General features: G+C 74.5%; 22 protein-coding genes. 8 read left to right on the top strand and 14 right to left on the bottom strand.

Annotated features, from left to right (window positions below):
* Positions 1 to 46: 46 nt before the first annotated feature.
* From AMK16_RS20655 to AMK16_RS20665, 3 genes are all read right to left on the bottom strand, one after another.
* Positions 47 to 1636: a phytoene desaturase family protein gene (locus AMK16_RS20655; protein WP_073918813.1), complete on the bottom strand. Its 1590-nt coding sequence runs from the start codon at positions 1634 to 1636 to the stop codon at positions 47 to 49.
* Positions 1629 to 2177, bottom strand: a complete 549-nt coding sequence (locus tag AMK16_RS20660; RefSeq protein WP_107417201.1) for an SRPBCC family protein — start codon at positions 2175 to 2177, stop codon at positions 1629 to 1631. Before AMK16_RS20660 ends, AMK16_RS20655 begins: the two co-directional genes overlap by 8 nt.
* A 192-nt stretch (positions 2178 to 2369) precedes the next feature.
* Entirely contained in the window at positions 2370 to 2699 is a 330-nt protein-coding gene (locus AMK16_RS20665) for a plasmid stabilization protein (RefSeq protein WP_073917971.1), read from the bottom strand.
* Positions 2700 to 2992: 293 nt separating this feature from the next.
* On the opposite strand from AMK16_RS20665, the gene AMK16_RS20670 reads away from it, so the two are divergent.
* Both AMK16_RS20670 and AMK16_RS36270 read left to right on the top strand, forming a co-directional pair.
* Positions 2993 to 3427, top strand: a complete 435-nt coding sequence (locus AMK16_RS20670; protein WP_242438824.1) for an STAS domain-containing protein — start codon at positions 2993 to 2995, stop codon at positions 3425 to 3427.
* A gap of 83 nt (positions 3428 to 3510) precedes the next feature.
* Positions 3511 to 3675 (top strand): hypothetical protein, encoded by a 165-nt coding sequence (locus AMK16_RS36270; protein WP_158071229.1) that lies wholly within the window; start codon positions 3511 to 3513, stop codon positions 3673 to 3675.
* A gap of 837 nt (positions 3676 to 4512) precedes the next feature.
* Here AMK16_RS36270 and AMK16_RS20675 read toward each other — a convergent pair.
* The 4 genes from AMK16_RS20675 to AMK16_RS20690 form a co-directional block, all read right to left on the bottom strand.
* Positions 4513 to 5217 carry a dioxygenase family protein gene (locus tag AMK16_RS20675; RefSeq protein ID WP_073917975.1) on the bottom strand — a complete coding sequence of 235 codons (705 nt, stop codon included), beginning with the start codon at positions 5215 to 5217 and terminating at the stop codon, positions 4513 to 4515.
* A 361-nt stretch (positions 5218 to 5578) separates the two neighbouring features.
* Positions 5579 to 6316, bottom strand: coding sequence for a VOC family protein (locus AMK16_RS20680; RefSeq protein ID WP_073917977.1), 738 nt, complete (start codon positions 6314 to 6316; stop codon positions 5579 to 5581).
* 206 nt (positions 6317 to 6522) lie between these two features.
* Positions 6523 to 7692 carry a hypothetical protein gene (locus AMK16_RS20685; protein ID WP_073917979.1) on the bottom strand — a complete coding sequence of 390 codons (1170 nt, stop codon included), beginning with the start codon at positions 7690 to 7692 and terminating at the stop codon, positions 6523 to 6525.
* Complete coding sequence (locus tag AMK16_RS20690; RefSeq protein ID WP_143196842.1) at positions 7689 to 8384, bottom strand: hypothetical protein; 696 nt, start codon at positions 8382 to 8384, stop codon at positions 7689 to 7691. Before AMK16_RS20690 ends, AMK16_RS20685 begins: the two co-directional genes overlap by 4 nt.
* A 343-nt stretch (positions 8385 to 8727) precedes the next feature.
* Here AMK16_RS20690 and AMK16_RS20695 point away from each other — a divergent pair, with 343 nt between their 5' ends.
* Complete coding sequence (locus AMK16_RS20695; RefSeq protein WP_073917983.1) at positions 8728 to 9708, top strand: alpha/beta fold hydrolase; 981 nt, start codon at positions 8728 to 8730, stop codon at positions 9706 to 9708.
* 307 nt (positions 9709 to 10015) lie between these two features.
* Positions 10016 to 12220, top strand: coding sequence for an FUSC family protein (locus AMK16_RS20700; protein WP_073917985.1), 2205 nt, complete (start codon positions 10016 to 10018; stop codon positions 12218 to 12220).
* Between the two features lie 97 nt (positions 12221 to 12317).
* Here AMK16_RS20700 and AMK16_RS20705 read toward each other — a convergent pair whose 3' ends face one another.
* Complete coding sequence (locus AMK16_RS20705; RefSeq protein ID WP_073917987.1) at positions 12318 to 13631, bottom strand: ricin-type beta-trefoil lectin domain protein; 1314 nt, start codon at positions 13629 to 13631, stop codon at positions 12318 to 12320.
* A 280-nt stretch (positions 13632 to 13911) separates the two neighbouring features.
* Here AMK16_RS20705 and AMK16_RS20710 point away from each other — a divergent pair, with 280 nt between their 5' ends.
* Together AMK16_RS20710 and AMK16_RS20715 are read left to right on the top strand one after the other, a co-directional pair.
* Positions 13912 to 14334, top strand: a complete 423-nt coding sequence (locus AMK16_RS20710; RefSeq protein ID WP_073917989.1) for a DUF6003 family protein — start codon at positions 13912 to 13914, stop codon at positions 14332 to 14334.
* Positions 14335 to 14432: 98 nt separating this feature from the next.
* Positions 14433 to 14669 (top strand): hypothetical protein, encoded by a 237-nt coding sequence (locus AMK16_RS20715; protein ID WP_143196843.1) that lies wholly within the window; start codon positions 14433 to 14435, stop codon positions 14667 to 14669.
* Between the two features lie 33 nt (positions 14670 to 14702).
* On the opposite strand, the gene AMK16_RS20720 is transcribed toward AMK16_RS20715, so the two are convergent.
* The 3 genes from AMK16_RS20720 to AMK16_RS20730 form a co-directional block, all read right to left on the bottom strand.
* The gene (locus AMK16_RS20720; RefSeq protein ID WP_073917993.1) at positions 14703 to 15524 is read right to left on the bottom strand and encodes a YceI family protein; all 822 of its coding nucleotides are present in this window, start codon (positions 15522 to 15524) and stop codon (positions 14703 to 14705) included.
* 96 nt (positions 15525 to 15620) lie between these two features.
* Positions 15621 to 18182, bottom strand: coding sequence for an MFS transporter (locus tag AMK16_RS20725; RefSeq protein ID WP_073917995.1), 2562 nt, complete (start codon positions 18180 to 18182; stop codon positions 15621 to 15623).
* A 15-nt stretch (positions 18183 to 18197) separates the two neighbouring features.
* Positions 18198 to 18680, bottom strand: coding sequence for a MarR family winged helix-turn-helix transcriptional regulator (locus tag AMK16_RS20730; protein WP_073917997.1), 483 nt, complete (start codon positions 18678 to 18680; stop codon positions 18198 to 18200).
* Positions 18681 to 18781: 101 nt separating this feature from the next.
* Between AMK16_RS20730 and AMK16_RS20735 the strand changes: the two genes are divergently transcribed.
* Positions 18782 to 19453 carry a hypothetical protein gene (locus AMK16_RS20735; protein WP_143196844.1) on the top strand — a complete coding sequence of 224 codons (672 nt, stop codon included), beginning with the start codon at positions 18782 to 18784 and terminating at the stop codon, positions 19451 to 19453.
* Between the two features lie 20 nt (positions 19454 to 19473).
* Here AMK16_RS20735 and AMK16_RS20740 read toward each other — a convergent pair whose 3' ends face one another.
* A complete protein-coding gene (locus AMK16_RS20740; RefSeq protein ID WP_073918001.1) occupies positions 19474 to 20595 on the bottom strand; it encodes a glutamate--cysteine ligase in 1122 nt (373 codons plus the stop codon).
* A 674-nt stretch (positions 20596 to 21269) separates the two neighbouring features.
* Here AMK16_RS20740 and AMK16_RS20745 point away from each other — a divergent pair.
* Positions 21270 to 22139: a serine/threonine-protein kinase gene (locus AMK16_RS20745; protein ID WP_073918003.1), complete on the top strand. Its 870-nt coding sequence runs from the start codon at positions 21270 to 21272 to the stop codon at positions 22137 to 22139.
* A gap of 286 nt (positions 22140 to 22425) precedes the next feature.
* Here AMK16_RS20745 and AMK16_RS20750 read toward each other — a convergent pair whose 3' ends face one another.
* Complete coding sequence (locus tag AMK16_RS20750) at positions 22426 to 24000, bottom strand: amidase (protein ID WP_073918005.1); 1575 nt, start codon at positions 23998 to 24000, stop codon at positions 22426 to 22428.
* On the bottom strand, positions 23997 to 25238 hold the full coding sequence (locus AMK16_RS38135) for an MAB_1171c family putative transporter (RefSeq protein ID WP_073918007.1): 1242 nt from the start codon (positions 25236 to 25238) through the stop codon (positions 23997 to 23999). The genes AMK16_RS20750 and AMK16_RS38135 overlap by 4 nt, the downstream gene beginning before the upstream one ends.
* Between the last annotated feature and the right edge of the window lie 13 nt (positions 25239 to 25251).

Genomic DNA, 25251 nt, shown 5'->3' on the forward strand with positions numbered 1-25251 from the left:
GGGCCCCCAGGCAGCAGCCCCGGAATTACCGGCCGGGAGGGGAGCTTCAGACGCGCTGGGCGCGGTGCAGGAGGGTGCGCAGGCCGTGGGGCTGCAGGGCCGCGCGGGCGGCATTGGCACCCGGGGCTCCGTGGACGCCACCGCCTGGATGCGCGGCCGCGGAGGCGAGGTAGAGGCCCCTGACGGGGGTCTCCGGCCGCCCGGTGCCGGGTACGGGGCGGAAGACCGCCTGCTGGTGCAGTGCGGTGGTGCCGTTGTTGATGGCGCCGTTGTGCAGGTTCGCGTTCATGGCCTGGAGGGTCGTGGGGGACAGGATCCGGCGGCCGCGGATCAGTGCGCGGAAGCCGGGCGCGAACCGTTCCACCTGCTTTTCGATCCGGTCGGCCATGGCTTCCTGCTCCCGCGCGTCCCAGCGGCCCGTGATGTGGTCGGGGCCGGCGTCGGAGACGATGCGCTGCGGGAGGTGGGTGTAGGCCCACGCCGATTCCGTGCCGGCGGGTGAGCGGCTGGGATCCGCCGTGGTCATCTGGCCGAACAGGGCGAACGGTTCGTCGGGGACCTGGCCCATGTTGAGCTGGGAGGCGAACCGGCTCAGGCCGTCGACGCCGTCGGCGACGTGGACCGTGCCGGCCGTCGCGGCCTGGGGCGCCGTCCACGGGACCGGCCCCGTCAGGGCCCAGTCGACCTTGAAGGTCGCGAAGTCCCACTGGAAGCGTTCGAGGTCCCGCACGAGCCGGGCCGGGAGGTGCTCCTCGCCCACGAGGTCCCGGTAGAGGGCCGGCGCGGAGACGTCGGCGAGCACGGCCCGGCGGGCGGTGACGCTCTCGCCGCCCGCCGTCCTGACCCCGACCGCCGTGCCGCCGCGCACCACGACGCGGGCCACGCGCTCCCCGCAGCGCAGGACGCCTCCGCGCCGCTGGAGGCGGCTCACGAGGGCCGCGGTCAGGGCGCTGGAACCGCCGACGGGGACGGGGAAGCCGTGGCTCTGTCCGAGCATCGACATGAGCCAGCCGAAGCCCCCGCTGCCGGCGGCCTCGGGTGCCAGGTCGGCGTGCAGGGCGTTGCCGGCCAGCAGGAGCCGGCCCCCCTCCCCCGCGAACTCCTCCTCGCCCAGCCGGCGTACGGGCAGCGCCAGGTTCCGGGCCAGCCGGAGCCCTCCGGAGGTACGGAGTTTCGCCGCCAGGCGCAGCCCGGAGCGGACCGGCGGGAAGGGCGTGAACAGCGCCTGCACCAGGTCCGGTCCCACGCGGGTCCATACGTCGTACATCTTCCGCCAGGCGTCACCGTCGGCGGCGCCGAACTCGCCCAGCCCGGCCGCGGTGTCCTGTACCCGGCGCTCCAGCACGGCGCACCTGCCGTCCTTCAGCGGGTGGGCCAGCACGCGCGGGGCATGGCTCCACCGAAGGCCCTCCGCCGCGAGGTCCAGGCGCGAGAGGACCGGGGAGGCGGCCGCCAGCGGGTAGAAGGCGCTGAAGACGTCCGAGACGTAGTCGGGGTGGACACCGCGGTCGCTGCGCACGGCGCCGCCCGGCTCCTCCTGCGCCTCCAGGACTTCCACGCTCCAGCCGGCGTCGGCCAGGACGTTCGCGGCCACCAGTCCGTTGGGGCCGGCGCCGATCACCACGGCGTCAGGCATGACGGGGTCCACCGCCACGGGCCTTCCCGCCGCGGGATGTCCCGCCGTGCGATGACCCGCCCTGGGCTGTTCTGCCGGGTCCCGTGGCGGCGCCGTCGGTCTCGGCCGCGCCGCTGCCTTCGACGACCTTGGCCAGGCGGCTCAGCATGCCGCGGTGACGGAGCTGGAGCAGCGCTTCGCTCGCGGAATTGTGGAGGGCGCCGCCCAGACCGCGCAGCGGGTGCTCGTCGCAGATGACGAGGGTCTCCTCGCCCCACGGCCGGAGCTGGAGGAAGATCCTGGCCGTGCCGAAGGCCTTGAACGCCGCTTCCAGTTCCAGCTCCCGGCCGGTCTCCCGGTGGCGGACGGTCGTCACGCCCTCCGCCGACCAGGGGCCCAGACGAAGGGTGTAGCGCAGCCGGGCCCCCACCTCGGGCCAGCTGGGATCGAGGGGGATGGACTCGGACGGCCCCACCACCCAGTCCCCGTAGCGCGTGGGGTCGGCGAGGATCGCCCATACCGCGGACGGGGGGCGCCGGATGAGCTGATGACGGACGGCCATGGGAGAAGTCTTTCTGCCGGAGCGGACGAGGCGTGGCGGCAGCCTGCGGTGCGGTCCCGGGTCGCGGGTGCGCCGGGGACGGCCCGGGACCGGGGCGGAGTCGCGCCCTCGGGACGGCGGCACGCCCGAGCCCTCGGAGGCCGTCCGCGCGCTGCGGGCGGACCACCGGGGCTCGGCGGCGGCTGCCTGGGATCAGTGGCCGAGCGCGTTCTGGAGCTGCTGCTTGGTCATGGTCGAGCGGCCTTCCACGCCGCGCTTCTTCGCCTCCTGGTAGAGCTCGTCCTTGGTGCGCTCGGACGAGCCGCCGCCCGCGCCGGACTTCTGGCCCCCGCGCTGCGGGGCCGACGCGCCCTGAGTGGAACTGCGGCTGGCCGTCTTGCTCTCACCCGAACGGGCGCGCTCCTTGTTCACGGTGCGGGAGGCCATCTCCTTCGCGCGGCCCTCGGACATGCCGCGCTTCTCACCGGACTCCTTGACGTGCTCGTACTGGCGCTCGCGCTTGGGACTGGAACCTCGGGGCATGACAAACCCTTCGTCGACGGTGTACTGCCACGGTCATCGTGCGCGTACCCGAAGCGGCCCGCATCTCACCCGCGCCAGACGGGTACATGGCCGCGGCGTCGTCGGCACCGGCCCGCCCGGTGGCGCGTCACCCGTTCCGGCCATCGCGTCCCTCCCCGCCCGCGAAGAGCTCTCGGGTCTCTTCGGGCGTGCCGCCGGGGGTTGCGGGGGCTGCGGCGACAGGATGAGGGACTGCCCGCCGTCGGCGCGGACGTAGCCGCAGCCGGTCGGCACGACACGGAAAGGAGCCCGTGTTGCCCTTCACGACACAGGTCCACTGCCACGAGAGCACGATCATGCTCAGCGCGATCGGACACCTGGACGCGTCCGCGGAAGCGGCGCTCCAGCACTGCCTGGACAGGATCCCGCTCCAGGCCACCGCCGTGATGGTCGACCTGCACCGGGTGCCCGAGATGGACACCCATGGTCTGCTGCTCCTGCTGCACCTGCACCGGCGCGCCGAGTGCCTGGGGTTGCGCGTCATGGTCGTGGGGTGGCAGGCCCAGCCCCAGCGGCTCATGGCGCAGGTGGCCCGCATTCCCGGACCGGGCTCGTCCATCGCCCAGCGCTACCAGGTACCGGGCTTCCGCCAGCTCCTCCAGCGGCGCGCCCAGGAAACGACCTGCTGGCCGCAACTGCCCGCCGCACGCCCCGAGCCCGACGCGGTCGGACAGCCCGCCGCGAACTGACGTCACGACAGCGGTGCCGCTTGACTGCCGGACGCACGGGCAAGCGCGTCAAGGAAGCAAGCCGAATCCGAGGTGAGGAGACGATGATGCGATCACAGGGCGGCACCCCCTCGAACAGCGACCGCCGGACGGCGAAGGGCCAGGTCCGGACCTGTCGGCCCGCGCGGGTCGGCAGGCAGGACCAGGCACGGACGGGCGAGGCGGACGGCGCACGGGAGGAGTGCACCATAGTGCGGGGCGAGGACTGACGGCCCCGTGATCCGAGGTCCCGATGCCCGATGCCCGACCGCCGTATGGCACGACGGACGTACGCCACGCGGGAGATGACGCTCGCTCAAGAAAATTGCGGCCGCGGCGTTTACGCGGCTGCGGCGGGGCACACGCGTGGTCAGCGGGACACGGCCGACGGCCGGAGAGGTCCCCGCTGCCGGCCCGAACCGCGTGCTGCCCGTCCCCCCGCACCGCGGCCACGGCCACCGGCACCACCGGACTGCCGTCCGGGCCCGCACGGTAACCGGGCACCCGCGTCGCCGGCCCTCCCCCGGCCGGCCTGCGGATCACCTCCCGGCCAACCCCCGGCGGCGACGCTCAGACCGCCGCCCCCGGGCAGCGGGCCCGACGGCAGCCGCTTCCACGAAATCTGCCAAGTCTGCACCCCGATCCGTACCCGGCCATCCGTACCCGGCCGGGTGCTCCCCGCCCGTCGGAGCGCCACCGGCCCGGGAGCGAGCACGGCAGGGGTTCGTCCCGTGGCGTGTTGGTGAGGCACTCGCGCAGCACGAAGGCCCCGGTCTCCATAAGGAGGCCGGGGCCTTGACCGAGCGCTGGGCAGGCCTTGCACCTGCATCCCCCCACGGGAAGTGGGGTGTCTTTCCTTGGACCACCAACGCGCGCCCCGCTTCCGGGAATCCCGGCGGCGAGTACGAGAGTGAGTCTACCCGGAAGATCCGGCATCCCGGAACACGACACTCCGCCGCCGGCCCGGGCCCGCCCGTATCCGTACTCCGCTCGTGACGGTCACGAAGCGGAGACGACGGGTGCCGGGCAGCGCGGGCCTGGCAGCTGCGACGCGAGCGGCTCGCGGCTCAGGCGATCCCGACGGTGTACACGGCGCGGTAGCCCGCGCCGTGGGGTGTGGGGGCCAGGGTCAGCGCGCCGCCCGATTCCCGGTAGCGGCGGTCCCGGCTGTTGGGGTGCTCCGGCCCGGGGCGCCGGGCGTAGGGCTGCCGGGCGTACACGTCACGCAGGAGGTCCTCGGGGAAGAAGAGTTGTGAGGACGTCTCGCTCCGGGCATCGGGGCGGACCTTGAAGTGGATGTGCGGGGCCAGTCCGGCGTACCAGCCGGGAAGGACCGTGCGGAACACGCACCGTCCGGTGCTGTCGGTGGTCTGCGTGCCCCGCAGAAAGGTCTCTTTGCCCGTGGAATAGGCGCCCTGGGCGTCGGCCTGCCACACGTCGACGGTGGCGCCCGCGAGGGGGCGGCAGCCGGCCGACACCCGTACCAGCGTGAGGTCGAGGCGCAGCGGTACGCCCTCGCGCCCCTCCGTGATGTCCGAGCGGAGGCGGCCGAGGTCCAGGTAGTACGGCCCGCTGCCCCATTCCGTGGTCAGGACGCAGTGGGGGGTGGCCGCGACGGGCGGGGGCCGTACGGGGCCGGGTGTCCGCCGGACCGGCTCGCGGCCGTTGTCCGGCCGGGCGGCGCAGCCGGCGGTCAGCGCGGTGAGCCCGCCGCACCACGCGGTCAGCAGCACCGTGCGCCGGCCGGTCCGGGAGGTGTGCTCTTCCGCCATGCGCAGCCCCTCACGCGTCCGTGGGGCCGCCGCGCACGGACGGCGACGACCGCGACCACCGTCGCGGAAGCCGGGCGGGGCGGGCACGACCGACACGCCGACGCCGCCGGCCGCGGGCCGCGTCACCCGTTCGCCCGCCCGGCCACGAAGCGGTCCACCCCGGCGTGCGCAGGGGGTGGCGGTGAGCGGAGCCGGCCCGACGGACGGCACGGGGAGCCTCTCGGGCCTCCGGTCGCACGGAGCCGCGGACCCGCGGGGCGGCGACCGCACGGAACCGCGGACGCGCCAGGCGCCGGTCGGGCAGGCGCCGGGGTCAGGCAGGGCGCCGACCGCAGGGTGCCGCGGACGCGCCGGACGCCGGTCAGGCAGGCGGATTGCGGGGCGCGACCACGGTGAAGAGCGCGCCCTCGGGATCGGCGAGGGTGACCCAGCGGCTGGCGCTGGACGTCTGCACCGGCGAGACGCTCCTGCCGCCCGCACCGGTGGCGGCTTCGACCGCAGCCTCCAGATCGGGCACGCGGAAGTGGACGTGCCAGCGCGGCTGCACCAGGGGGTCGGGGTCCTCTTCGAGGGCGCCGCCGCTGATGCGGGCGACGGTGTTGTTGCCGTGCCGGAGGACGACATGGTCGTGCTCGTAGGACACGGTGCAACAGCCCTGCCGGCCGCCGGCCCAGTCAAGAACCTCTCCGTAGAAGATGGCGGAGGCGAAGGCGTCGCGCGTACGCAGTTCCAGCCAGGCGGGTGCGGTGCCGCGCCCCACCGTCCAGTCCGGGATGATCTCCCCCTGCCAGAAGCCGAAGACGGCGCCCGCGGGGTCCGCCGCCAGGGCCGCCCGGCCGGTGCCGAAGGCGAGGGGGCCCACGGCCATCGTGGCGCCGCGCTCACGGATGCGGGAGGCGGCCACATCGGCGTCGTCCACGGCGAAGTAGGGCGTCCAGGCCGCCGGAAGGCTCAGACTGCGGGCCAGCGCACCGATTCCGGCGACGGGAGCCCCGTCCTGGAGTGCGACGGTGAAACCCGCGCCGAGCCGGGTGGACCGGAACTCCCAGCCCAGCACCGCGCGGTAGAACCGTTTCGCGGAGTCGAGTTCCCGGGTCATCAAGCTGACCCAGCACGGGGCACCGAAGACCTCATGACTCGACGTCGACACAGTCGCCAGCCTCATCTGCCGCTCACGGGGGAACCCAACCCGTCCACCCTAGCGCCGGCGGGGGCGCGGGACCGGAAGGCGCGGCTGCCGGGCGCGCTGCATCCGCCTCGACGGCGAGCGTGCCACCGGCGCGGTCCCGCGACGCGTGTGCGGTGTCAGGGCGGTCCGCCGGCCGCCCGCGGGGCTCCGGACACCGCCGCGCTGCCTCCGTCATCCGGCAGGGCCCACCCCGCCGGGCCGTCCGGGGCGAAGCGCAGGCCGCAGAACTGCTCCTGCGGCCGTCCCGGCAGCAGGGCGGGAACCAGGGCGGGAACCAGGGTGGTGGCCCCTGCCGGAGCCGGGGCTGTTCCCGCAGCCGCGGACGCGGCCTGCAGCCGGGTCACCGACTCCCCCACCGTCGACCTGACGAAGGCGTGGACCTGCGCCGGATCGGCCGCCCGGAACACCTGCGGTGCGTAGTGCTCGATCGAACCGGCGATCACCGCGCCCGCGTTGACCAGCGGCGTGGGCAGGTAGACGATCCCGCGCTCCGCCAGTATCCGCAGCGTGGCCGCCTCGTCGGCGAGCACCGCGCTCGCGGAACCGATCACGGCCGCGCAGCGCAGCCGCCGCGCCAGCGCGGGGTCGATGAGGTCGTTGACCGAGCAGGGCAGGAAGACGTCCAAGTCGGCGGCCGTCCAGTCCCGTACGGTCCGGCAGCCTGCGATCCGCGCCCTGTGCGGCACGCTGTCGTGGACCAGCACGGTGGCGCCCGCCGCCGCCAGCTCGGCCGCCAGTACCGCGCCGACCTTGCCGGCTCCGTGGACCAGCGCCCGCAGCCCGGCGACCGGGCCGCGCGCCCACGCCTCCACCGCTCCCAGCACCCCGAAGGCGGTGGAGGTCCCGGGGTCGGTACGGCTGCCCACGGCGTTGAGGACGTAAGGCGTCATGTCCGCCAGCCGCTCCATGTCCCGGACCGTCACCCCCATGTCGGCGCCGGTGTACACCGTGCCGGCGTACTCGTCGAGGACGGCGGCGATCCACGCGAGGAGCCCGTCGTCGAGTGCTTGCGCGCCGGTCAGCACCATCTCGGCGCCAGAGAAACCCGTGTGGTGGAGCTGGTGTGTGAGCAGCATCTCCGCGGCGAGCCGTCGGGTGAGGCTGCGCGCGCCGCCCTGGCACGGCTGGTGGCGTGGTACGACGCGCAGGCCCCCGTTGGCGGGAAGCGGCAGGCCGCGCCCGTCGGGGGCGAGGGCGACGTGCAGGGTGCATCCCGCGGGGCCGCGGAACTGTCGTACGAGCACGGCGGCCGGGACCGCTCCGGCGGCTTCGGGTGCGGCGCTCACCGCAGCTCCACCGGGTCGTCGTGGCCGACGGTGTGCCCGCCGAGGGCCAGGTCCGAACAGATCCGGCCGAAGGCGGGCACGAAGGTGAACGCCCGTCCGCCCGCCCGCACCACCACCCGTTCGCCGTCGGGTATGCGCCCCGAGAGGGTTCCGAGCGGGCAGCCGAGCCGTTCCAGCCGGTCACCGCTGTAGGCACCGGCGTTGACGATGTCGCTCTCCGCCCGGTGGAGGCCGCGGTCCTCCACCCGGTGGAGGCCGCGGTCGGTGCGGACGCCCGCTCCCGTACCGTCGGGGTCGAGGGCGTGTACGCGGGCGCGGAGCCAGGCGTGGCGGACCCCCCGCCGGCCCATCGCGGAGGCCGCGGCGCGCAGTTTCCCTTCGCCGGCGGCGACGCCGGTGCGGCCGGACCAGGGACTTCCGGTCAGGCGGACCAGGCGCCGGCGCCGGCCTGCGGGCGACCCCGAGCGGCACCACAGGGGCAACGTGTCGAGCGCGCGCCGCGACCAGCGCTCCTCGCTGTGCTGGACGCGCCACCGGCGTCCGAGACCGGCCGGGCCGTCCCGGTGGTCACCGACAGAGAATCGTTCCCGCACGAGTACCGAGCGGCCGCGCCGCGCCGCTCCGCAGTCCGGGGCGAGACCCACCGCTCCCCCGCCGACCGTGATGACCGCGGCCTTCCATGACGTCCGCACCCCGACCCCCCACACCCGTCGCAGGCCGCGCCTGCCGAACTTCCGGACGGATTCATACCTCCCCGGGCCGAGGCCCGGGGAACGCGCCGGGCGGGGGCGTACGGGGGCACGCGCGCGCTGCCACCGCACCCCTGGCTCCCCTGGTGGCCGCCGCCGCGTGCCCGCGCGTGCCGATCCGGAGGAGATGCCCGGCGGGGCTTCTCACGCCTGACGGGGTGGGGCCGTGATCCGGCTTTGCCGGAACGGCAAGAACAGTGGCGGGTGAGCGGCCGCCCTCCACATGATGGTTCCGCATGACGGTTCCGATCATGACGGAGAACGGACCGGGAGCCCTGGAGGACTCATGACGCAGCGGACCGCAGACCCCGTTCACCGGCTGGTCGCCTCGCCCGCGGGCCGGATCCACCTGGTGGAGCAGGGTGCCGGGCCGCTGGTGCTGCTCGTGCACGGCTTCCCCGAGTCCTGGTACTCCTGGCGCCGGCAACTGCCGGCGCTGGCAGCGGCCGGGTACCGGGCAGTGGCCATCGACGTCCGAGGCTACGGCCGTTCCAGCAGGCCCGCCGACGTGACCGCCTACCGCATGCACGGCCTGGTCGAGGACAGCGTCGCGGTGGTGCGGGCCCTGGGCGAGGACTCCGCGGTCGTCGTGGGCCATGACTGGGGTTCGGCCATCGCCGCCCACTGCGCCCTGCTGCGACCGGACGTCTTCCGCGCGGTGGGCCTGCTGAGCGTGCCCTACGCCCCGCGCGGCGGGCCGCGGCCCAGCGAGGTCTTCGCCCGCCTGGGAGGGGACGAGGAGTTCTACGTCTCCTACTTCCAGAAGCCAGGCCGCGCCGAGGCAGAGATCGAGCCCGACGTGCGGGGCTGGCTCGGGGGCATCTACGCCGCCCTGTCCGCCGGCACCATGCCCCCGCCCGGCGCGCCCGATCCGCACTTCGTCAGCCGGGGCGGGACCCTGCGCGACAGGTTCCCCGCGGGCCCGCCGCCGGCCTGGCTCGGCGAGGACGACCTCGACGTATTCGCGGCGGAGTTCGAGCGGACCGGTATGAGCGGCGCACTGAACCGGTACCGCAACATGGACCGGGACTGGGAGGACCTCGCCGGCTTCGACGGCGCCCCCGTCACCCAGCCGTCCCTGTTCGCCGGCGGAAGCCTCGACGCCTCCACCACCTGGATGGCCGACGCGATCGAGGCGTTCCCCACCACCCTGCCCGGCCTGGTCTCCTCGCACGTCCTCGAAGACTGCGGCCACTGGATCCAGCAGGAACGCCCCGACGAGGTCAACCGGATCCTGACCGACTGGCTGACCGGCCTGCCCGCCTGAGCGCCGGTCCGCGCGAACGGCTCCCCCCTGCAGGGCAACAACGTCTGGTACCGGCTACACGGCCGGCCCGGCTGGGTGCCGGCCCGGTACGTGCACAACTACGCCAACGTGCGCTGGTACGCGTGGACGGCGGCCGCGGGGACCGAGACGGGTGGCGGCGGGGCGGCGGGGACCGGGACGCGTGGCCGGCCCGGCTCCGCCGGCCGACTCCGTCCAGCCCGCCCGGCCCGGCGCTGAGGCCCGGCGCTGAGGCCCGGCGCGTCCCCCGCCGGGTGCCGGGCGGGCCCCACAGGGTGATGCTGGTGGCATGGCCGGCGTTCCCAGGGTGCGACTACCGGCCGCCTACGCGGCGGCGGCGCGGAACGCGGTGCGGGTCACACTGGCCGCCGGAGCGGGCTTCTACCTGCTCCTCTACGGCTTCGGCTCGTCTGTCGCCGCGACCTACGCGCTGTTCGCCGCCGTGGCCCTCGCGGGCCTGTCGCACATCCCCGGCACCGGCCGGCAGCGCGCCGGCCTGCTGCTGCGGCTGGTGCCCGTCTGCTGGGTGCTGATCGCGGTCGGCACCTGCCTGTCCCTGCGCACCTGGAGCGCGGCCCTCGGCATGCTGGTCATCGGCTTCACCCTGGCCTTCCTGGCCGTGGGCGGCCCGCGCCTGGCGGGGGCCGCGCCGGGGCTGCAACTGATGTACATCCTGCCGTCCTTCCCGCCCTACGATCCCGGCTCGCTCGGCGAACGGCTGGCCGGTGCGACGGTGGGCCTCGCGCTGCTCGTCCTCGCCGAGGCGTTCCTGCTGCCCGATCCGCCCAGCGTCCCCTACCGGGAGCTGGCCGCGCGGGCCGCCGACTGCGCGCGGCAGTGCGCCGGCGAGCTGTCCGCCGCGCCGTACGCGGTGTCCGACGCGGCGCTGCGGGCGGCGCGGACGGCGAGCACCTCGCTGCGGTCCTCGCAGGTGCCCGAGGCCGAGCGGCCGGCCGGACCGGGCGTGCGGGACCGGGGCCTGGCCCAGACCGGACTGGCGACCCGCACCCTGCTGGCCAGACTGGCCCTGCTGCCGCCGGTCCCCGGGGGCCCGGAGCGGGCACGGGCCGGGCTGGAGGTGCTGCGGGCGGTCGAGGACACGGCGCGGGAGACGGCCGGCCGGCTGCGGGGCCGGGTCCAGGCCGGTGACGCGCACGCCGAGCTGCTGCGGACCCGTACGGCGCTGGCAGCGGGACCGGACCCGGACGCCTCCCCGGCGGTGCTGCGCCGGCACGCGGCGGTGCTGGAGGCAGCGGACGCCGCACTGGCGATGTCGACGGCGTCCGGGATCGCGGTACGGGGCCGGGCGGGCGCGGCGCGGGCGGGCCCCGGGCGGTTCTGGTACGCGAACATGCGCGCGCCGCAGCTGTGGTGGCGGCGGCTGGAGGGGCACGCCGGTCAGCGGTCGGTGTTCTTCCAGAACGCGGTGCGGATCAGTCTGGCGCTGGCGGCGGCCCGGGTGATCGCCGGCGCCGACGCGCTGCCGCACGGCTTCTGGGTCCTTCTGGCGACCCTGACCCTGACCCGGACGACCGTGCGGGAGACCCGGTCGACCGTGCGGGTGGCGCTGACGGGGACGCTGGTCGGCGCCGTGGTGGCGGCCGCGCTGCTGGCGCTGGTGGGGACGGACACCGAGGTGTACGCGGCGGCGCTGCCGCCCCTGATGCTGGTCACGTTCACGCTGGGGCCGGTCAAGGGGGTCGGCTGGGCGCAGGCCATGTTCACGGTCGTCATCGCCCTGGTGTTCGCGCAGCTGGCGCCGGCGACCTGGCAGCTCGCCGGACTCCGGCTGCTGGACGTGCTGACCGGGAGCGTGATCGGCGCCGTGTTCGGGCTGCTGGCATGGCCCAGGGGCGCGCAGAACGAGCTGCGGCGATCGGTGGCGACGCTGTTGCGGGGGGCGGCGGAGACCGTGGTGGCGACGACCGCCGAGGTCGCCGCGGGCGGTGTGCGGGAGCCGGTGGTGACCGCGCCGGGGCACCGCTCGCTGCGCCACGCGCTGATCCTGGCGGAGTCGGCGTACGCGCAGTACCAGAGCGAACCGAAGGGCCTGACGCAGAGCACCGGCATGCAGGACTGGCAGGCGACGCTGATGGCCGGCCACCACACGCTGTGGGGGGCGGACCGGCTGCTGGTGCCGCCCTCGCGGATCGTGGTACCGCCGATGGGGCGGGAGCCGGCGGCGGCGGTGACCCGGCTCGGGGACCGGGTGGCCGGGCGGATGCTGCTGGTGTCCGCGTGCCTGGACCCGAGCGGCGACACCCCGCAGGCGCCGGTGCCGCTGCGGGACCCGGCCTTCGACGGTTTCTCGGCGGAGCCACCGGGCGCGCCGCGGCTGTACTTCGCGGCCGTGTCCTGGCTGGATTCGCTGATGACGGACCTGGAGCGGATCGCCGGGGCGTACGGGCACACGCAGCCGGCGCCCGCCTCCCCGGCCGGCGCGAACGGCGGGCCCACCCGCCAGGACGCCCGAACCTCGGCCCCGCCGCCGTAGAGGGGTGCCCGTAGGGCCCCTGCGCCCGCGGCTCCCGGAACGGCCCCCGGTGCGCCGTGCCCTCGGGGTACGGCGCACTGCCGCGGGAGCGTGCGGGCTACTTCGGGGTGACCCAGACCTGGCGCTTGTTCGTGTTCGCCGTGTGGAGCTGGACGACGGTGCCGTCGGCGCTCGCGCCGCCGGCCGCGTCGAGGACCCTGCCCGTTGCCACGTGGACGATCTGGCCCCTGGCGTTGACGGACCAGCGCTGCCCCGCCGTGCCGTTGCAGTCGTGGAGGCTGATCTTGTTGCCGTCGGTGGCGGCATTGTGGCTGCCGTCGAGGCACTTGCCGAGCGCCCGGAACGTGCCGTCCTTGCCCAGGATCCACGACTGCGCCACGGAGCCGTTGCAGGTGTGGAGCTGGATCTGCGTGCCGTTGGCCGCCTTCCCGCCCCTGACGTCCAGGCACGTGCCGCCGGTCCCGGTGATCCTGCCCTGCGGGGACAGCTCGGCGCCCGCTCCTGCGGCGAGGCGGCGCAGGCCCTGTACGTCGAACTGCTGGACGTAGGTGCCGGCGCGCTTGTCCTGGTAGGCGTACGTCGGCGAGCACATGACCGGGAATTCACCGGAGTCGGTGCCCTTGACGCAGTCGCTCTTGGTCATGCTGCGGTTGGCGTGGGACAGGCCCAGCGTGTGCCCGATCTCGTGGCTGACGTGGTTGCGCATGTACGTCTCGCCCAGGGCGGCCGTCGGCTTGCCGGCCGCGGTGAAGAACTCGCTGTCGATGTAGGCGTGTCCGCTGGTCACGGTCTCGGGGACGGAGGAGCTGGTGAAACCGCAGCTGAGGTCCGCACTGCCCGACCCGTCGTGGACGACCTTCCAACCCGTGTTGCCCATGCTGCCGCCTTCGGCGGGCGGTACGCACGGGCGGTCAAGGACTCCGACGACCACTTCGCCCTTGGGCCGGACGTAGTCCCAGCCGACCGGCTCCGTGTCGACCGCGACCGGCAGGTTCGTGATGCGCCGCAGGTCCGCGGCGGTCGCCCGGGCGTACGGGGCCAGCCAGTCCGCGGACTTCTGGTCGTAGAACCTGATCGTGTAACCGCTGCGCAGCCACTTGGTCGAACCGCTCAGCTTCCACCCCTCGCCCTGGGGCGCTGCGGCGGGCGCGGCGGCTGCGGCCGACTGCTGTGCGGGCGGGGCCGCCTGCGCCCCGAGCGACATGACGCCGTGGTGGAAGGCCGTGCCGTCCGCGGCGTGGACGGCGGAGTCCTCCGCGTGGGAGTCGGGTGCCTGCGCGCCCAGCGGGGCCGTCCGGGCGCTGCCGCTCCCCTGCGCGGTGTTCCCCGTCGCCCCGGTGCCGAACGCGGCGGTGCGGAGTTGCAGGCTCCCCACGATCGCCGCCGTGGCCGCCAAGGCGACGAGGGACATGCGGTGCCTGCCCGCCGGACGCACGTGCTCGGTGCCCTCTCGTCGTGCTGCGCGTTCCGCCGAACCGGTGATGACGCGGTGGGCGGGGCGAAGATCGGCTCGATCATAGGGCAACGCGCCAAAGGCCCCTCGCGGCGCCCCCGTTGGCGGCGGGAGCCGGTCGCCGGAGCGTCACCGCGGGCTGCGGGTGGTGTGCGCCGCTCACAGATCGTGCGGTGAGACGGCGGTTACGGGGTACAGGGCTGCCATCAGAACGACCGCTCTTTCGTGAGGACCGCAGATGACCGACGACGCCTACCTGGCCCTGTTGGACGGCACGGCGGCGGCACTTGGTGTGCCCCCGGCCGCTGTCGGAGAACTGTCGTGCATGGATACCCCGGCCGTGCAGGCGTGGCTGGACGCGCAAGGTGTCACCACGGCGTCTCCGCGCCTGCGTCTTCTGCCGCCGGAGGAGGCGGGGGCCATCCCCGACGGCGCCGAACGGCTGCCCGTCCCGCTCAGTGACGACGAGTTGAGCCTCGTACGCCACCGGACGTCGACCGAGACCATCGCCGGGGTGGAGGAGGACCTGCTGGCCTACCGCTCCTGCACGGACGGCCGGGACGCCCTGCTGACGCGCGCCCTCGCCACCGGCGTGCCGGCGCACCGCGTCGCGGAGCTGACGGGCGAGGACCTGACAGACGTGAAGGCCGCCTCCCGCTGAGCCCGGTCTCCCGCTGAACCGGGCCTTCCGCCGGGGCCGGTCTCCCGCCGGGGGCGGCGGGGCGTTACCCCGGCGCCCCGGCGGGCGTTGGGCAGTACATGAAGATCACAGCTCAGCGCGCACTGACCGCCGTGGCCCTCGCCGGGGCGGCCCTTTCGATGACGGGCCAGGCCCAGGCCTCCGACGGCCCCGTGGAGACCGCCGCCGAAACCCTGACCGCGACCGGTACCGCCCAGGCGGCCGACAGCGTGATCGGCGACGCGATCCCCGTGACCAAGGGGGTCGGGAAGAAGATCAACCTGTCCGGGCTGGGCGGTACCGACGGTCAGGGCTGAGCCGGCGGCGCGGCCGGGCCGCCGGCGCGCCCGCTACGCCTGGGGCAGCGCGTCGCCCTGCACGGCCTGGATGTCCAGTTCCACCTTCAGCGTCGCGCCGATGGCGGCGATGCCCGCCTGGACGACCTGGTTGTAGTTCATCGCGAAGTCCTCGCGGTGGAGTTCGGCGGTGGCACGGAAAGCCGCGCGCGTTCCGCCCCAGGGATCGGCTCCGGTGCCCAGGTAGGCCAGGTCCAGGTCGACGGGGCGCACGACGCCGCGCATGGTCAGTTCGCCGTGGACCGTCCAGCGGTCGGAGCCGGCCGGGGTCAGGGCCGTGGAGCGGTAGGTGATCTCCGGGTACGCCTCCACGTCCAGGAAGTCCGGCGACCGCAAGTGGCCGTCGCGCATACCGTTGCCCGTGTCGATGGAGGCCGCCCCGATCACCGCTTCCACCCGGGACGCGGACACCTCGTCCGGGGCGATCGTGATACGCCCGGCGAACTCGGTGAACCGGCCGTGCACGCTGGAGATCCCGAGGTGCTGGGCGACAGCGCCCACCGAGGAGTGGGCCGGGTCGATCGTCCACGGCCCGGGCGGGGGCAGCTCGCTGCCGCCGTGCCGGGCGAGGACGATGTTGCCGACCTCGGCGCGCCCGCTCGACGTGACGATCGCGCTGGATGCGGCGGGCGCGTAGCCGAGGGCGGTGACTATCACGGTGTACGCCCCCGGGGCGAGCGCCGTCGTGTCGTGCACGGCGCCGTCCCCGTCGGCCTCCGCGCGCGCCACCTGCGTGCCGGTCGTGTCCGTCACCGTGACGACCGCGTGCGACACGGCCCATCCGTCGCGCGTGCGAATCCGTGCGGTGAGTCCCATCCCGTTTTCTCCCTGCGAAAGCATCTCGAATTGACCTGGCGCGGACCGGCCCGTGGGGCGCCTCCGCTCGGGACGCGCCCCACGGGCCGGGCTCCGCTACTCGCCGGGGTGGGCGAGCTCGATGTCGTGGCCGTCCACGCCGTGACCGCCGACGGTCAGGGCGGTCGCCACCGGCGGGTACCCCGTCGCGATGACGGTGTACTCGCCGCCGTCGAGGTCGGTGAAGGCGTACGCGCCGTCCGTCCCGGTCCGCGCGGTGGCGACGACGTTGCCCGCCGCGTCGACCAGGGTGACCCGGGCGTCGCCGAGCGGACCGCCCGGTGCCCGCACGACGCCCTGGACCTGAGCGCCCGAGCTGAGCTCGACCTCCACCCGGGTGACGCCGGCGCCGCCGACCTCGACGGGCAGGGCCGCCGGACGGCGTCCGAGGGCATTCACGGCGACGGTGACGTAGCCGGGAACCAGTTCGGCGAAGGTGAACTCGCCCTGCGCGCCGGTGGTCCCAGTGGCCAGTACGTCCCCGCGCACATCGGTCACGATGACCATGGCGCCCTCCACGGGGGCGCCGGTCTCGGCGGTGCGCACGACGCCGCCGAGTCCGCTGGTGCCGCTGAGCAGGATGTCGTAAGCGACCGGCTCGCCGTTCACGACGATCGTGGACGCCTGCGGCTGGAAGCCGTCGGCGGAGGCGATCAGGACGTACGAGCCGGAGCCCGGCGCGTCCACCGCGTAGGTGCCGTCGGCCTGGGCGACCGAGCGGCCCAGCTGTCGTCCCGCGAGCGAGATCAGCGTCACCGCGGCCTGCGGCACGGGCGCGCGCTCGGCGCCCCGCACGTGGCCGCGTACCGGAATTCCACCGTTCACGGGACCCGCCCCTGCGTCCGGCGCCGCGGTGACAGCGGCCTGCCGCTGTGTTCCTCCGGGGCGGGCACCGGTGGCGGCCGCCCCGGTCCCGGTCCCTGTCGCAGCCGGGTCGGTCGCGGCGCCGGCCACGGTGTCGGCCCCGGTGTCGGTCCCGGCCATGGCGGGAGCCGGCTGCGCGGCCTGAGCGGGCCGCTCCGCCTGTGCGCTCTGGGCCAGGCCGCCCGATGTCCGCAGCGGCACTTCCTTGATGAAGATCGTGACGAGGAAGGCGATCAGCGCCAGCGGCGCGGCGATCAGGAAGACGTCCGCGATGCCGTGGCCGTACGCGCTCTCCATCACGGTGCGCAGCGGCCCGGGCAGGCTGTCCATGTCCGGGATGCTGCTGCCGGAGCTGGACTTGGCCGCGGCGGCCGCGTACTTCGGGTCGAGGGTGGCGAGTCCGTCCTTCGCGTAGTGGGTGATCCGGTTGGCCATGACCGCGCCGAGCGCGGAGACACCGATCGCACCGCCGAGGGAACGGAAGAACGTCACCGTGGAGCTGGCCGATCCGAGGTCGGACGGGGCCACCTGGTTCTGCGTGCAGAGCACCAGGTTCTGCATCATCATGCCGATGCCGAGGCCCAGCAGCGCCATGAAGATCGCGATGTGCCAGTAGGCCGTGTCGTAACGGATGGTGCCGAGCAGGCCGAGGCCCGCGGTCACCAGCACACCGCCGCACAGCAGCCACGCCTTCCACCGGCCGGTCTTGGTGATGACCTGCCCGGAGACGGTGGAGGAGACGAACAGGCCGGCGATCATCGGAATGGTCATCACGCCGGACATCGTCGGGGACTTGTCGCGGGCCAGCTGGAAGTACTGGCTGAAGAAGACCGTGCCGGTGAACATCGCGACGCCGACGAACAGCGAGGCGATGGACGACAGTGCGATGGTGCGGTTGCGGAAGAGCCGCAGCGGGATGATCGGCTCGCTGGCCCTGGACTCGACCAGGACGAACAGCAGGCCGAGGACGATCGCGCCGCCGACCATGGCGTACGTCTGCCAGGAGATCCAGTCGTACTTGTCACCGGCGAAGGTGACCCAGAGCAGCAGCAGCGAGACGGCGGCGGAGATGAAGAACGCGCCGCCCCAGTCGACCTTGACCTCGCGCTTGACGACGGGGAGGTGCAGGGTCTTCTGCAGCACGATCAGGGCGATGACCGCGAAGGGCACGCCGACGTAGAAGCACCAGCGCCAGCCGAGCCACGAGGTGTCGGTGATGACGCCGCCGAGCAGCGGGCCGCCGACGGTGGCGACGGCGAAGGTGGCGCCGAGGTAGCCGGAGTAGCGGCCGCGCTCGCGCGGGGAGATCATCGCGGCCATGACGATCTGGGCGAGGGCGGACAGGCCGCCGACGCCGATGCCCTGGACGACGCGGCAGGCGATGAGCATGCCGGCGTTCTGCGACAGGCCGGCGGCGGCCGATCCCAGGACGTAGATGACCAGGGCTATCTGTACCAGCGCCTTCTTGCTGTACAGGTCGGAGAGCTTGCCCCACAGCGGGGTGGCGGCGGTCATGGACAGCAGGGCCGCCGTGACGACCCAGGTGTAGGCGGACTGGCCGCCGCCCAGGTCGCCGATGATCTGGGGCAGGGCGTTGGAGACGATCGTCGACGACAGGATCGCGACGAACATGCCGAGCAGCAGCCCGGAGAGCGCCTCCATGATCTGGCGGTGCGTCATCGGGGCGGCGTCGTCGTGGCCGCCTCCGTGCTTGGCGTGAGAGCCCCGCACACCGGCTGGTGTGGTCGTTGCCATGGGCTTCCTTACGTTCTATGCGGGTGTACGGGTGGTCGGTTCGTGCGCGTGCGGGAGCCGCCCGGTGGAGCGGCAGTCGCCGAAGCTCATCCGCAGTCGGGTCATGAGCTCGATGAGCCGGCCCACTTCGTCGGCGGACCAGTCGCTCAGCCGGTGGGCGAGGAGCTGTGACGTGCGCCGCGAGAGCTCGTCGAGCTGCTCCTGTCCCGCGGCGGTGAGGCGCAGGATGCGGGAGCGCTTGTCGGCGGGGTCGGGGGACCGGTCGATCCAGCCGTGCTCCGCGACGTGCGCGACGTGGCGGCTGGTCACGGACATGTCCACGGAGAGCAGCTCGGCGAGCCTGCTCATCCGCATGTCCCCGTGGCATCGCAGCAGCGTCAGGACGGCGGCCGAGGCCGCCGGGCAGTCAGGGGGCAGGATCCGCCCCAGGTCCCTCTTCACGGCGCCGATGGCGCTGAGTTCGCGCGCCAGTTCTTCGTACTGCGCCTGCTCGGCCATGACACCTCCCATTTCGTTGCTTAAGGCAACCGTAAAAGCAGTTGGTTGCTCCAGGCAAATCAAAGGGGGCGCATCGGACTAAAAGGTTCGCAAAGGCGAGCATGGCTGACCGTAAACCCGCAGGTGAGGAGCGTGCGAACAAGGGCACGGTCGCGGCGGCCACCGCCGGGGCTATGATCGGCGCGCTGAACCGACCCGTGCCGGGGGGACTCATGGACGCACACCGGGACGCACACCGGGGCCGCAGCGACCGCCGCCGTCTCCTGGTGGCGCTGGGCGCCCCGCTGCTGCTCGCCGGGGCGGGAGCGGGCGTGGCCGCCGCGGTACGGTCCGGGGACGAACCGGGCCCGCGGCGTGTCAGGACCGACTCCGAACCGCTGAACCGGCGCTTCGCGTCCGTCCTCGGCGAACTGTCCGAGGCGCACTGGCAGGGCTACGACATCGACGGGGGCGCGGGTGAGCGCACCGTTCCGGGCCCGGACTCCAGGATCCGGCTGGTCGGTGTCGCTCGCCTCCGGCCGGGCAGGGCCGCGGAGATCCTGCGCGTGCCGGACCACGCCTTCGCCCCTGCCGAGCCCGCCCCCCTGCCCGCGGAGCTGGAGCGGTACGTGCCCGCCGGTGCGGCCTGGCGCGGGAGCGCACGCTTCGATGCCTACGCCAACCGGCCGGGCACGGCAGGGGGACCGGGTGGCGACACGGGCCGCTCGGGCGGCTATCTCTTCGACGCCGCGCGCGATCTCGTCCGTTTCGATGTGGTCTTCCTCTACAGCTAGTGCTGTGGGACCTCGCGGTGTCAGCGCGCCGGCGCGGTGGTGAGCTGCGCGCAGCGGGTCACGACGGCCGACAGGTTCCCCTCGGCCCGCAGCAGCTCGCGCTGGATGCGGGCGCCGTTGCCCCGTTCGAGCAGCCCGGCGATGCCCTCGCGGACCAGCTCGTCGTCACCGCTCTCGACCAGCGCGTCGCGCACGTGGTGGTACAGGGCCCGCACGGCCTCCTCGGGCGAGGTCTCCCGCATCGTCTGCGGATGCAGCAGCGGACCGTCCAGACCGGAGCGGCCGGCGCGCCACGACGCGAGCCGCAGCAGGCTCGTGCTGACGCCGGCCGGGGGCTCGCCCCGCCGCCAGGCGCGTGCGGCGGTCTCGACCAGGCCGCGGATGAGCGCGGCCAGGAGGACGGGCGTGCTCGCCTCCAGGCAGACGTCCGCGACCCGGATCTCGACCGTCGGGTACTTGGCCGACAGGCGGGCATCGAACCAGATCATGCCCACGTCGCGCAGTACGCCGGTGTCGACCATCGCGCGGACCTCTTCGTGGTAGCGGTCCGCGGAACCGAAGACGTCGACCGGGCCGGCCGACGGCAGCCGGTTCCAGACCCGGCTGCGGTAGCTGCCGTAGCCGCTGTCCTCGCCCTGCCAGAAAGGTGAGTTCGCACTCATCGCCGTCAGGACCGCCAGCCAGGGACGGATGCGGTCCAAGACCGCGACGCCTTCCTCGTCGGACTCGACCGAGACGTGGACGTGGCAGCCGCCGGTCAGCTGCTGCTGCGCCGTCAGCCCGAACTGCTCGGCCACCCACTCGTAGCGCTTCCCCACGTTCAGCGAGGGCTGCACGGGCAGGGGCGAGGTCGCCAGGGCGGCCATCACCGCTCCGGCGGTCGCGGCGTGCCGGGCCGCCTCGGCGCGCCACCCGTTGATCTCCGCCTGGAGCTCGCCCATCTCCGTCACCGGTTTGGTGGCGAACTCCAGCTGCTCCTTGTGCAGCTCCTTCTCGAAGGTGTGCCCTTTGCCGTCACCGCCCTGCGGCTCCTGCCCGGCGGACCGGTCCGCGGCTGCCAGGACGGCTTCGGACAGGGCCAGCGGTTCGCCGCTGCGGGCATCCACCAGCAGCAGCTCTTCTTCCACACCTACGGTTCGCACGTCGCCTCTCCCGGTCTTGCATGGGTACAGGACGGACTCTGCCCTGTGCGCCGTCCCTCATGCGGAACGGCGCGGCGTGGTCACAGCGCGGGGTGGAGGTGTGGGTGGACCGTCGTGCGCCGTGCGGCGTACCTGCCGCGGCGCGCCTGCCGCGTCCGGCCGCTCGGACGGGCCGTTCCTAGGGCGGCTCCTCCGCGGCGCCGCCGTCGCGCCGGTGCCTGCCGTGTCCTGCCCCGCCCGGTTGCCCGCCGGCCGCTTCCCGCGCCGTTTCCGGGCCGGGGCCCGGTGGGGTCTCCCCCACCGGGCGTCGGGTCCACCAGGTCGCGTGCGGTGCGCGGACCCACCGGGCGAAGGCCGAACCGAGACCGGCGGTGGTGCGCGCGGCGGGGCGTCTCGCGTGCCGTCCCGGGGAATCCGGGGCGCGCCCGCCCTCGGCCGGTGATGTCTCTGCCACGTCGCGAGTCTCACCCACCGGCCCGCCGCACCCGGGCCGAATCCCGCGCGGAGCACCTGATCGAGTGACCGGGCCCCGGACCGCCGGATCGTCCGGTTCCCGGGAAATCCCGTTGCCGCGCGGATGCCGGAGCGTGCAGGGGGAACGGGTAGTCCGTGCTCGCGGAGGGGCGGGCGGACACCGGACGACGACGGGACGCACGGCGCGGGGGGGGGCAGAGATGAAGATCCGACCTTGGTGGTCCCCGCCGGATCTCCGGCTCACGGCGCAGCTCGTCGCCGGCCGCTACCGGCTCGACCGTCTCCTCGGGCGCGGGGGCGCGGGCGACGTGTACGAGGCCCTGGACCTGCGCCTGCGGCGTCCGGTGGCGGTCAAGACCTTCCGTCCGGCCGGCGGGGCGCAGACGCAGGAGCGTTTCGTCGAGGAGGGCCGCGTCCTGGCCCGGCTCCGGCATCCCGGGCTGGTGACCCTGTACGACTCCGGCCGGGACGAGGACCAGTGCTACCTGGTGATGCGGCTCTTCGAAGGCGGTACGCTGCGGCGCCGCATCGCGGCGTCACCCCTCGCCCCCGCCGAGGTCGTGCGGATCGGCTCCGCCCTGGCAGCGGCGCTGGCGCACGTGCACGCGGCGGGCGTGGTGCACCGGGACGTCAAGCCGTCGAACGTCCTCCTGGACGGAAGCGGGATGCCGCACCTGGCGGACTTCGGCAACGCCCGGGTGCTCGGCGCACCCGCGCGCACCGCTGCCGGCACGGTCGTGGGAACCGCGGCCTACCTCGCGCCCGAGCAGGTACGGGGCGAGGGCGCGGGACCGGCCGCGGACGTCTACAGCCTCGGTCTGGTACTCCTCGAAGCCCTCAAGGGCGAACGGGAGTACGCGGGGCCGCCGTCCGAGGCGGCCGCCGCGCGGCTGCGCCGGGGACCGGTGATCCCGCCGGGCCTGCCCGCCGGACTGGGGGATCTGCTGGCGGCCATGACGGCACCGGACGAGAGGAGCCGGCCGGACGCGGCAACGTGCTTCCGGGCGCCGGCCACCGACTACGGCCCCCTGCCGGCGGACGGGCCCTCGATGCGGGTGACGCGGCGCTGACGTGTCGGTGTCGCGGCCCCGGTGACGCGGCGCTGACGTGTCGGTGTCGCGGCCCCGGTGACGTGGCGGGGTCCCGGCCGGCGGCCGCACGGCCTTGCGCCCTGCCGGCGGAGGATCGAAAAACCGTCCCGTGGCCCGGCCACGACCGGCGCCGGCGCCTCCTGATGTGGCGGCGCTGCGGGGACAGCGCAGAGGGGCCCCGGGCCGGGCCGGGGCCCCTCTGCTGTACGGGCCCGCCCCGCCCCACCCCCGTGGAGGCAGAACGGGCCCGGTCATGGGCGCCCGGTCACGCGGTGAACGCGGGCGGCTGGACGGGCCTCGGCAGACGACGGGCCAGGTGCCCCGCCACGTCGAGGACCGTGCGGTCGGCCAGGCGGGGACCGATGATCTGGATGGCCAGCGGCAGGCCGTCGGCAGTCCTGCCCGCGGGCATGACGAGGGCGGGGAGCCCGACGTGCCCGGCCATGTTCAGCCATGCCGTCTGGTCGAAGTACGGGCGCTTCTCGCCGTCGACCGTGATGGACCGGTCGGGCACCGGGATCGACGTCTGGTCCTCGACGGCGGCGGTCGGGGCGGCCGGCGTGACGAGGACGTCATGGGTGGTGAAGTACGCGGCCCAACGGGCGCGCAGCTTCTCGCGCTCCTCGTTCGCGCGCAGCCAGTCCCGGTGCCGCATGGTGCGCGAGTGCAGGAAGAGGGCGGCCGGGTGGTCGGCGGGGGTCCGGTCGGCGGCCGCGACGTCGGCGGCGAAGGCGGCGTCGGTGGCGGTGGCGCTCGCCGTGGCGAACATGAGGCGCTGGAACAGCCTGTCGCTGTCGGCGAGGTCCACCGGTCGGGTGGTGTCGTCGACGGTGGTTCCGGCGGACCGCAGCAGCTGGGCCACCCGTTCCAGGAGCAGGCGGGTGTCCCGGTCGACCCGGCAGTGGGAGTCGTCCTGCCACACACCGACGCGGTAGTCCGCGAGGCGGCCGTGCTTGGGCGCCGGAAGACCGATCGTCCAGGCGGCGGCGTCGGCCGGGGCCGGCGCGGCCAGCACGTCCAGGAGGACGTCGAGGTCCTCGGCGCTCCGGGCCACGGGTCCCAGGGCGAGCATGTCGGAGGAGGTGAGCCAGCCGGGCGGGCGGGGAATGTGGCCGCGGGTGGGGACGATGCCGGTGGTGGTGCGCAGGGCGTACACGCCGCAGTAGGCGGCCGGGAGGCGGAGCGAACCGGCGAGGTCGGAGCCGACTTCGAGACTGCTCAGGCCCGCGGCGACGGCGGCGGCGGGGCCGCCGGAGGAACCGCCCGCGGTCCGGCCGGCGCTGTGGGGGTTCTTCGTCGTGCCGAAGAGGGGGTTCGAGGTCTGGATGTCCTGGCACAGGACCGGGGTGTTCGTCTTGCCGACGACGACCGCGCCTGCCGCGCGCAGGAGCGCGACGCAGTCCGCGTCCTCACCGGGGACGTGGTCGGCCAGGTCGGGGGAACCGCAAGTGGTGCGCAGGCCCTTCGTCTCCAGGGCGTCCTTGACGGTGAGGGGCAGGCCGTGGAGCGCGCCGAGCGGTTCGCCGGTCTCGGCGAGGTGGTGGTCGGCCCGGTCGGCGGCCGCCCTGGCGCCGTCGGCGTCCAGCGTGACGACGGCGCCGAGGCCGGGGTTGGTCCGCTCGATGTGCCGCAGGTACTGCTCCAGCAGGGCCCGGCTGGTGATCGCGCCGGTGCGCAGCGCGGTGAGCTGCTCGCGGGCGGACGCCAGGTGCAGGCCGGCGCGGGGCGGCTTCGTCGCGCCGGTGCGGGCCGCGGCGGCGGCGGGCGTGGGCGCGGTGGCCATGGAGGCCGCGGCGGCGACGGCCGTGCAGGCGACGAGAAGGGTGCGGCGGAGGATCACGAACGGGCTCCTGGGGTGCTGCTGCGGGTGTCTGCGGTGTCGTGGCTCTCGGGCGGGGCCGTCGGCGGTGGCGGTGGCGCGGTGAAGTAGGAGGCGACGCGCTGCAGGTGGCGCAGCTCGTCCTCGGTGGTGGCCAGGTCCAGGTCCGCGTCGGCGTACTCGGCGGGCGCGGCGGCGGGCGCGTCCGCCCGGTGCCGTACGAGGGCGGCCCGGATCTGTTCGGCGGTGACGGCCGCGGCGAGCTCGGCGCCGGCCAGTCCCTCGGCGCGGCGCCGGGCCTCGGCCCGCTCCCGGACGACCGGGTCGAGGTAGCGGCGCATCAGCTTCTGGCCCTGGCGGATCTCGACGCGGCGGCGCAGCAGGGGGAAGTGGGCGCTCCGGCCCCGCAGGAGGTCGTGGCGCTGGCGGGCGGGGCGGCGCAGGGTGATGCCGGGGTCGGCCTCGTCCAGTGCGCTCCACAGGGGGCCCAGGCGCCGGTAGCGCAGGTGCGCCGTGGCCCAGTCGCGGGCCCGGCCGGTGCGCCGGGCGACGGTCGGGATGAGGTAGCCGATCTGGGTGAGGGTGGCTCCGACGTCCCCGCAGGCCCAGGCGAAGCCGTTGAGGTGGCTCACGCCGAACCCGGCTTCGGCGCCGATGATCCCTGCGATCCGGATGCCGCTGTAGGCGAGGGTGACGACGGCGCCGAGGGCGACCAGGCGCAGGCTGAACGCGATGGACCGGTTGGTGGCGGTGCGCGCGTACGTCCGGCAGGAGCGGGCCAGGTAGATCTCGGCGACGCTGTACGTGCCGAAGTACAGCAGGACGTAGGCCTGGAAGACCGGGTCGTGGGCGTAGTAGAGGGAGAAGTCGGTGGGCCTGGTCGTGGCAGGGGTGAGCAGGACGAACAGCACCGACATGGCGGCGATGACGGCGGCGGCCGCTGCGAGCAGGTGGCGGCTGCGCCGGCGGGCCGCGGGAGGCGGCCTGGACCAGTGGGCGAGGACGGTGGCCTGCAGGGCGAGTACGAGGATCACGCAGCCCTGGGCGACGGGGACGACGATGTTGGGGACGCCGAGGAGGCCGTCGACGCGCACCCACACCCAGGTCAGGGAGACGGCGTAACTGAGCGCGGAGAAGGCGTAGGTGCAGGCCAGGGCGACGAGTGCCGGGTCGCGGCGGCCCTTGCCGAGGTCGCGCACGAGGATGAGGAACCCGGTGCCGGCGATGGCCAGGCACAGGGGGTGAAGGATGTCTTTCACGGCTCCCTGTCCG

It is taken from the genome of Streptomyces sp. CB00455, from assembly GCF_001905445.1.
GTDB lineage: Bacteria > Actinomycetota > Actinomycetes > Streptomycetales > Streptomycetaceae > Streptomyces.

Coding starts and splice junctions, on each gene's coding strand:
- AMK16_RS20730 (WP_073917997.1), bottom strand. CDS start 18,680: ATGGCCGAGCAGGCGCAGTACGAAGAACTGGCGCGCGAACTCAGCGCC.
- AMK16_RS20665 (WP_073917971.1), bottom strand. CDS start 2,699: ATGCCCCGAGGTTCCAGTCCCAAGCGCGAGCGCCAGTACGAGCACGTC.
- AMK16_RS20725 (WP_073917995.1), bottom strand. CDS start 18,182: ATGGCAACGACCACACCAGCCGGTGTGCGGGGCTCTCACGCCAAGCAC.
- AMK16_RS20705 (WP_073917987.1), bottom strand. CDS start 13,631: ATGTCCCTCGTCGCCTTGGCGGCCACGGCGGCGATCGTGGGGAGCCTG.
- AMK16_RS36270 (WP_158071229.1), top strand. CDS start 3,511: ATGATGCGATCACAGGGCGGCACCCCCTCGAACAGCGACCGCCGGACG.
- AMK16_RS20680 (WP_073917977.1), bottom strand. CDS start 6,316: ATGACCCGGGAACTCGACTCCGCGAAACGGTTCTACCGCGCGGTGCTG.
- AMK16_RS20745 (WP_073918003.1), top strand. CDS start 21,270: ATGAAGATCCGACCTTGGTGGTCCCCGCCGGATCTCCGGCTCACGGCG.
- AMK16_RS20720 (WP_073917993.1), bottom strand. CDS start 15,524: ATGGGACTCACCGCACGGATTCGCACGCGCGACGGATGGGCCGTGTCG.
- AMK16_RS20735 (WP_143196844.1), top strand. CDS start 18,782: ATGGCTGACCGTAAACCCGCAGGTGAGGAGCGTGCGAACAAGGGCACG.
- AMK16_RS20700 (WP_073917985.1), top strand. CDS start 10,016: ATGGCCGGCGTTCCCAGGGTGCGACTACCGGCCGCCTACGCGGCGGCG.
- AMK16_RS20695 (WP_073917983.1), top strand. CDS start 8,728: ATGACGCAGCGGACCGCAGACCCCGTTCACCGGCTGGTCGCCTCGCCC.
- AMK16_RS20660 (WP_107417201.1), bottom strand. CDS start 2,177: ATGGCCGTCCGTCATCAGCTCATCCGGCGCCCCCCGTCCGCGGTATGG.
- AMK16_RS20655 (WP_073918813.1), bottom strand. CDS start 1,636: ATGCCTGACGCCGTGGTGATCGGCGCCGGCCCCAACGGACTGGTGGCC.
- AMK16_RS20710 (WP_073917989.1), top strand. CDS start 13,912: ATGACCGACGACGCCTACCTGGCCCTGTTGGACGGCACGGCGGCGGCA.
- AMK16_RS20675 (WP_073917975.1), bottom strand. CDS start 5,217: ATGGCGGAAGAGCACACCTCCCGGACCGGCCGGCGCACGGTGCTGCTG.
- AMK16_RS20715 (WP_143196843.1), top strand. CDS start 14,433: ATGAAGATCACAGCTCAGCGCGCACTGACCGCCGTGGCCCTCGCCGGG.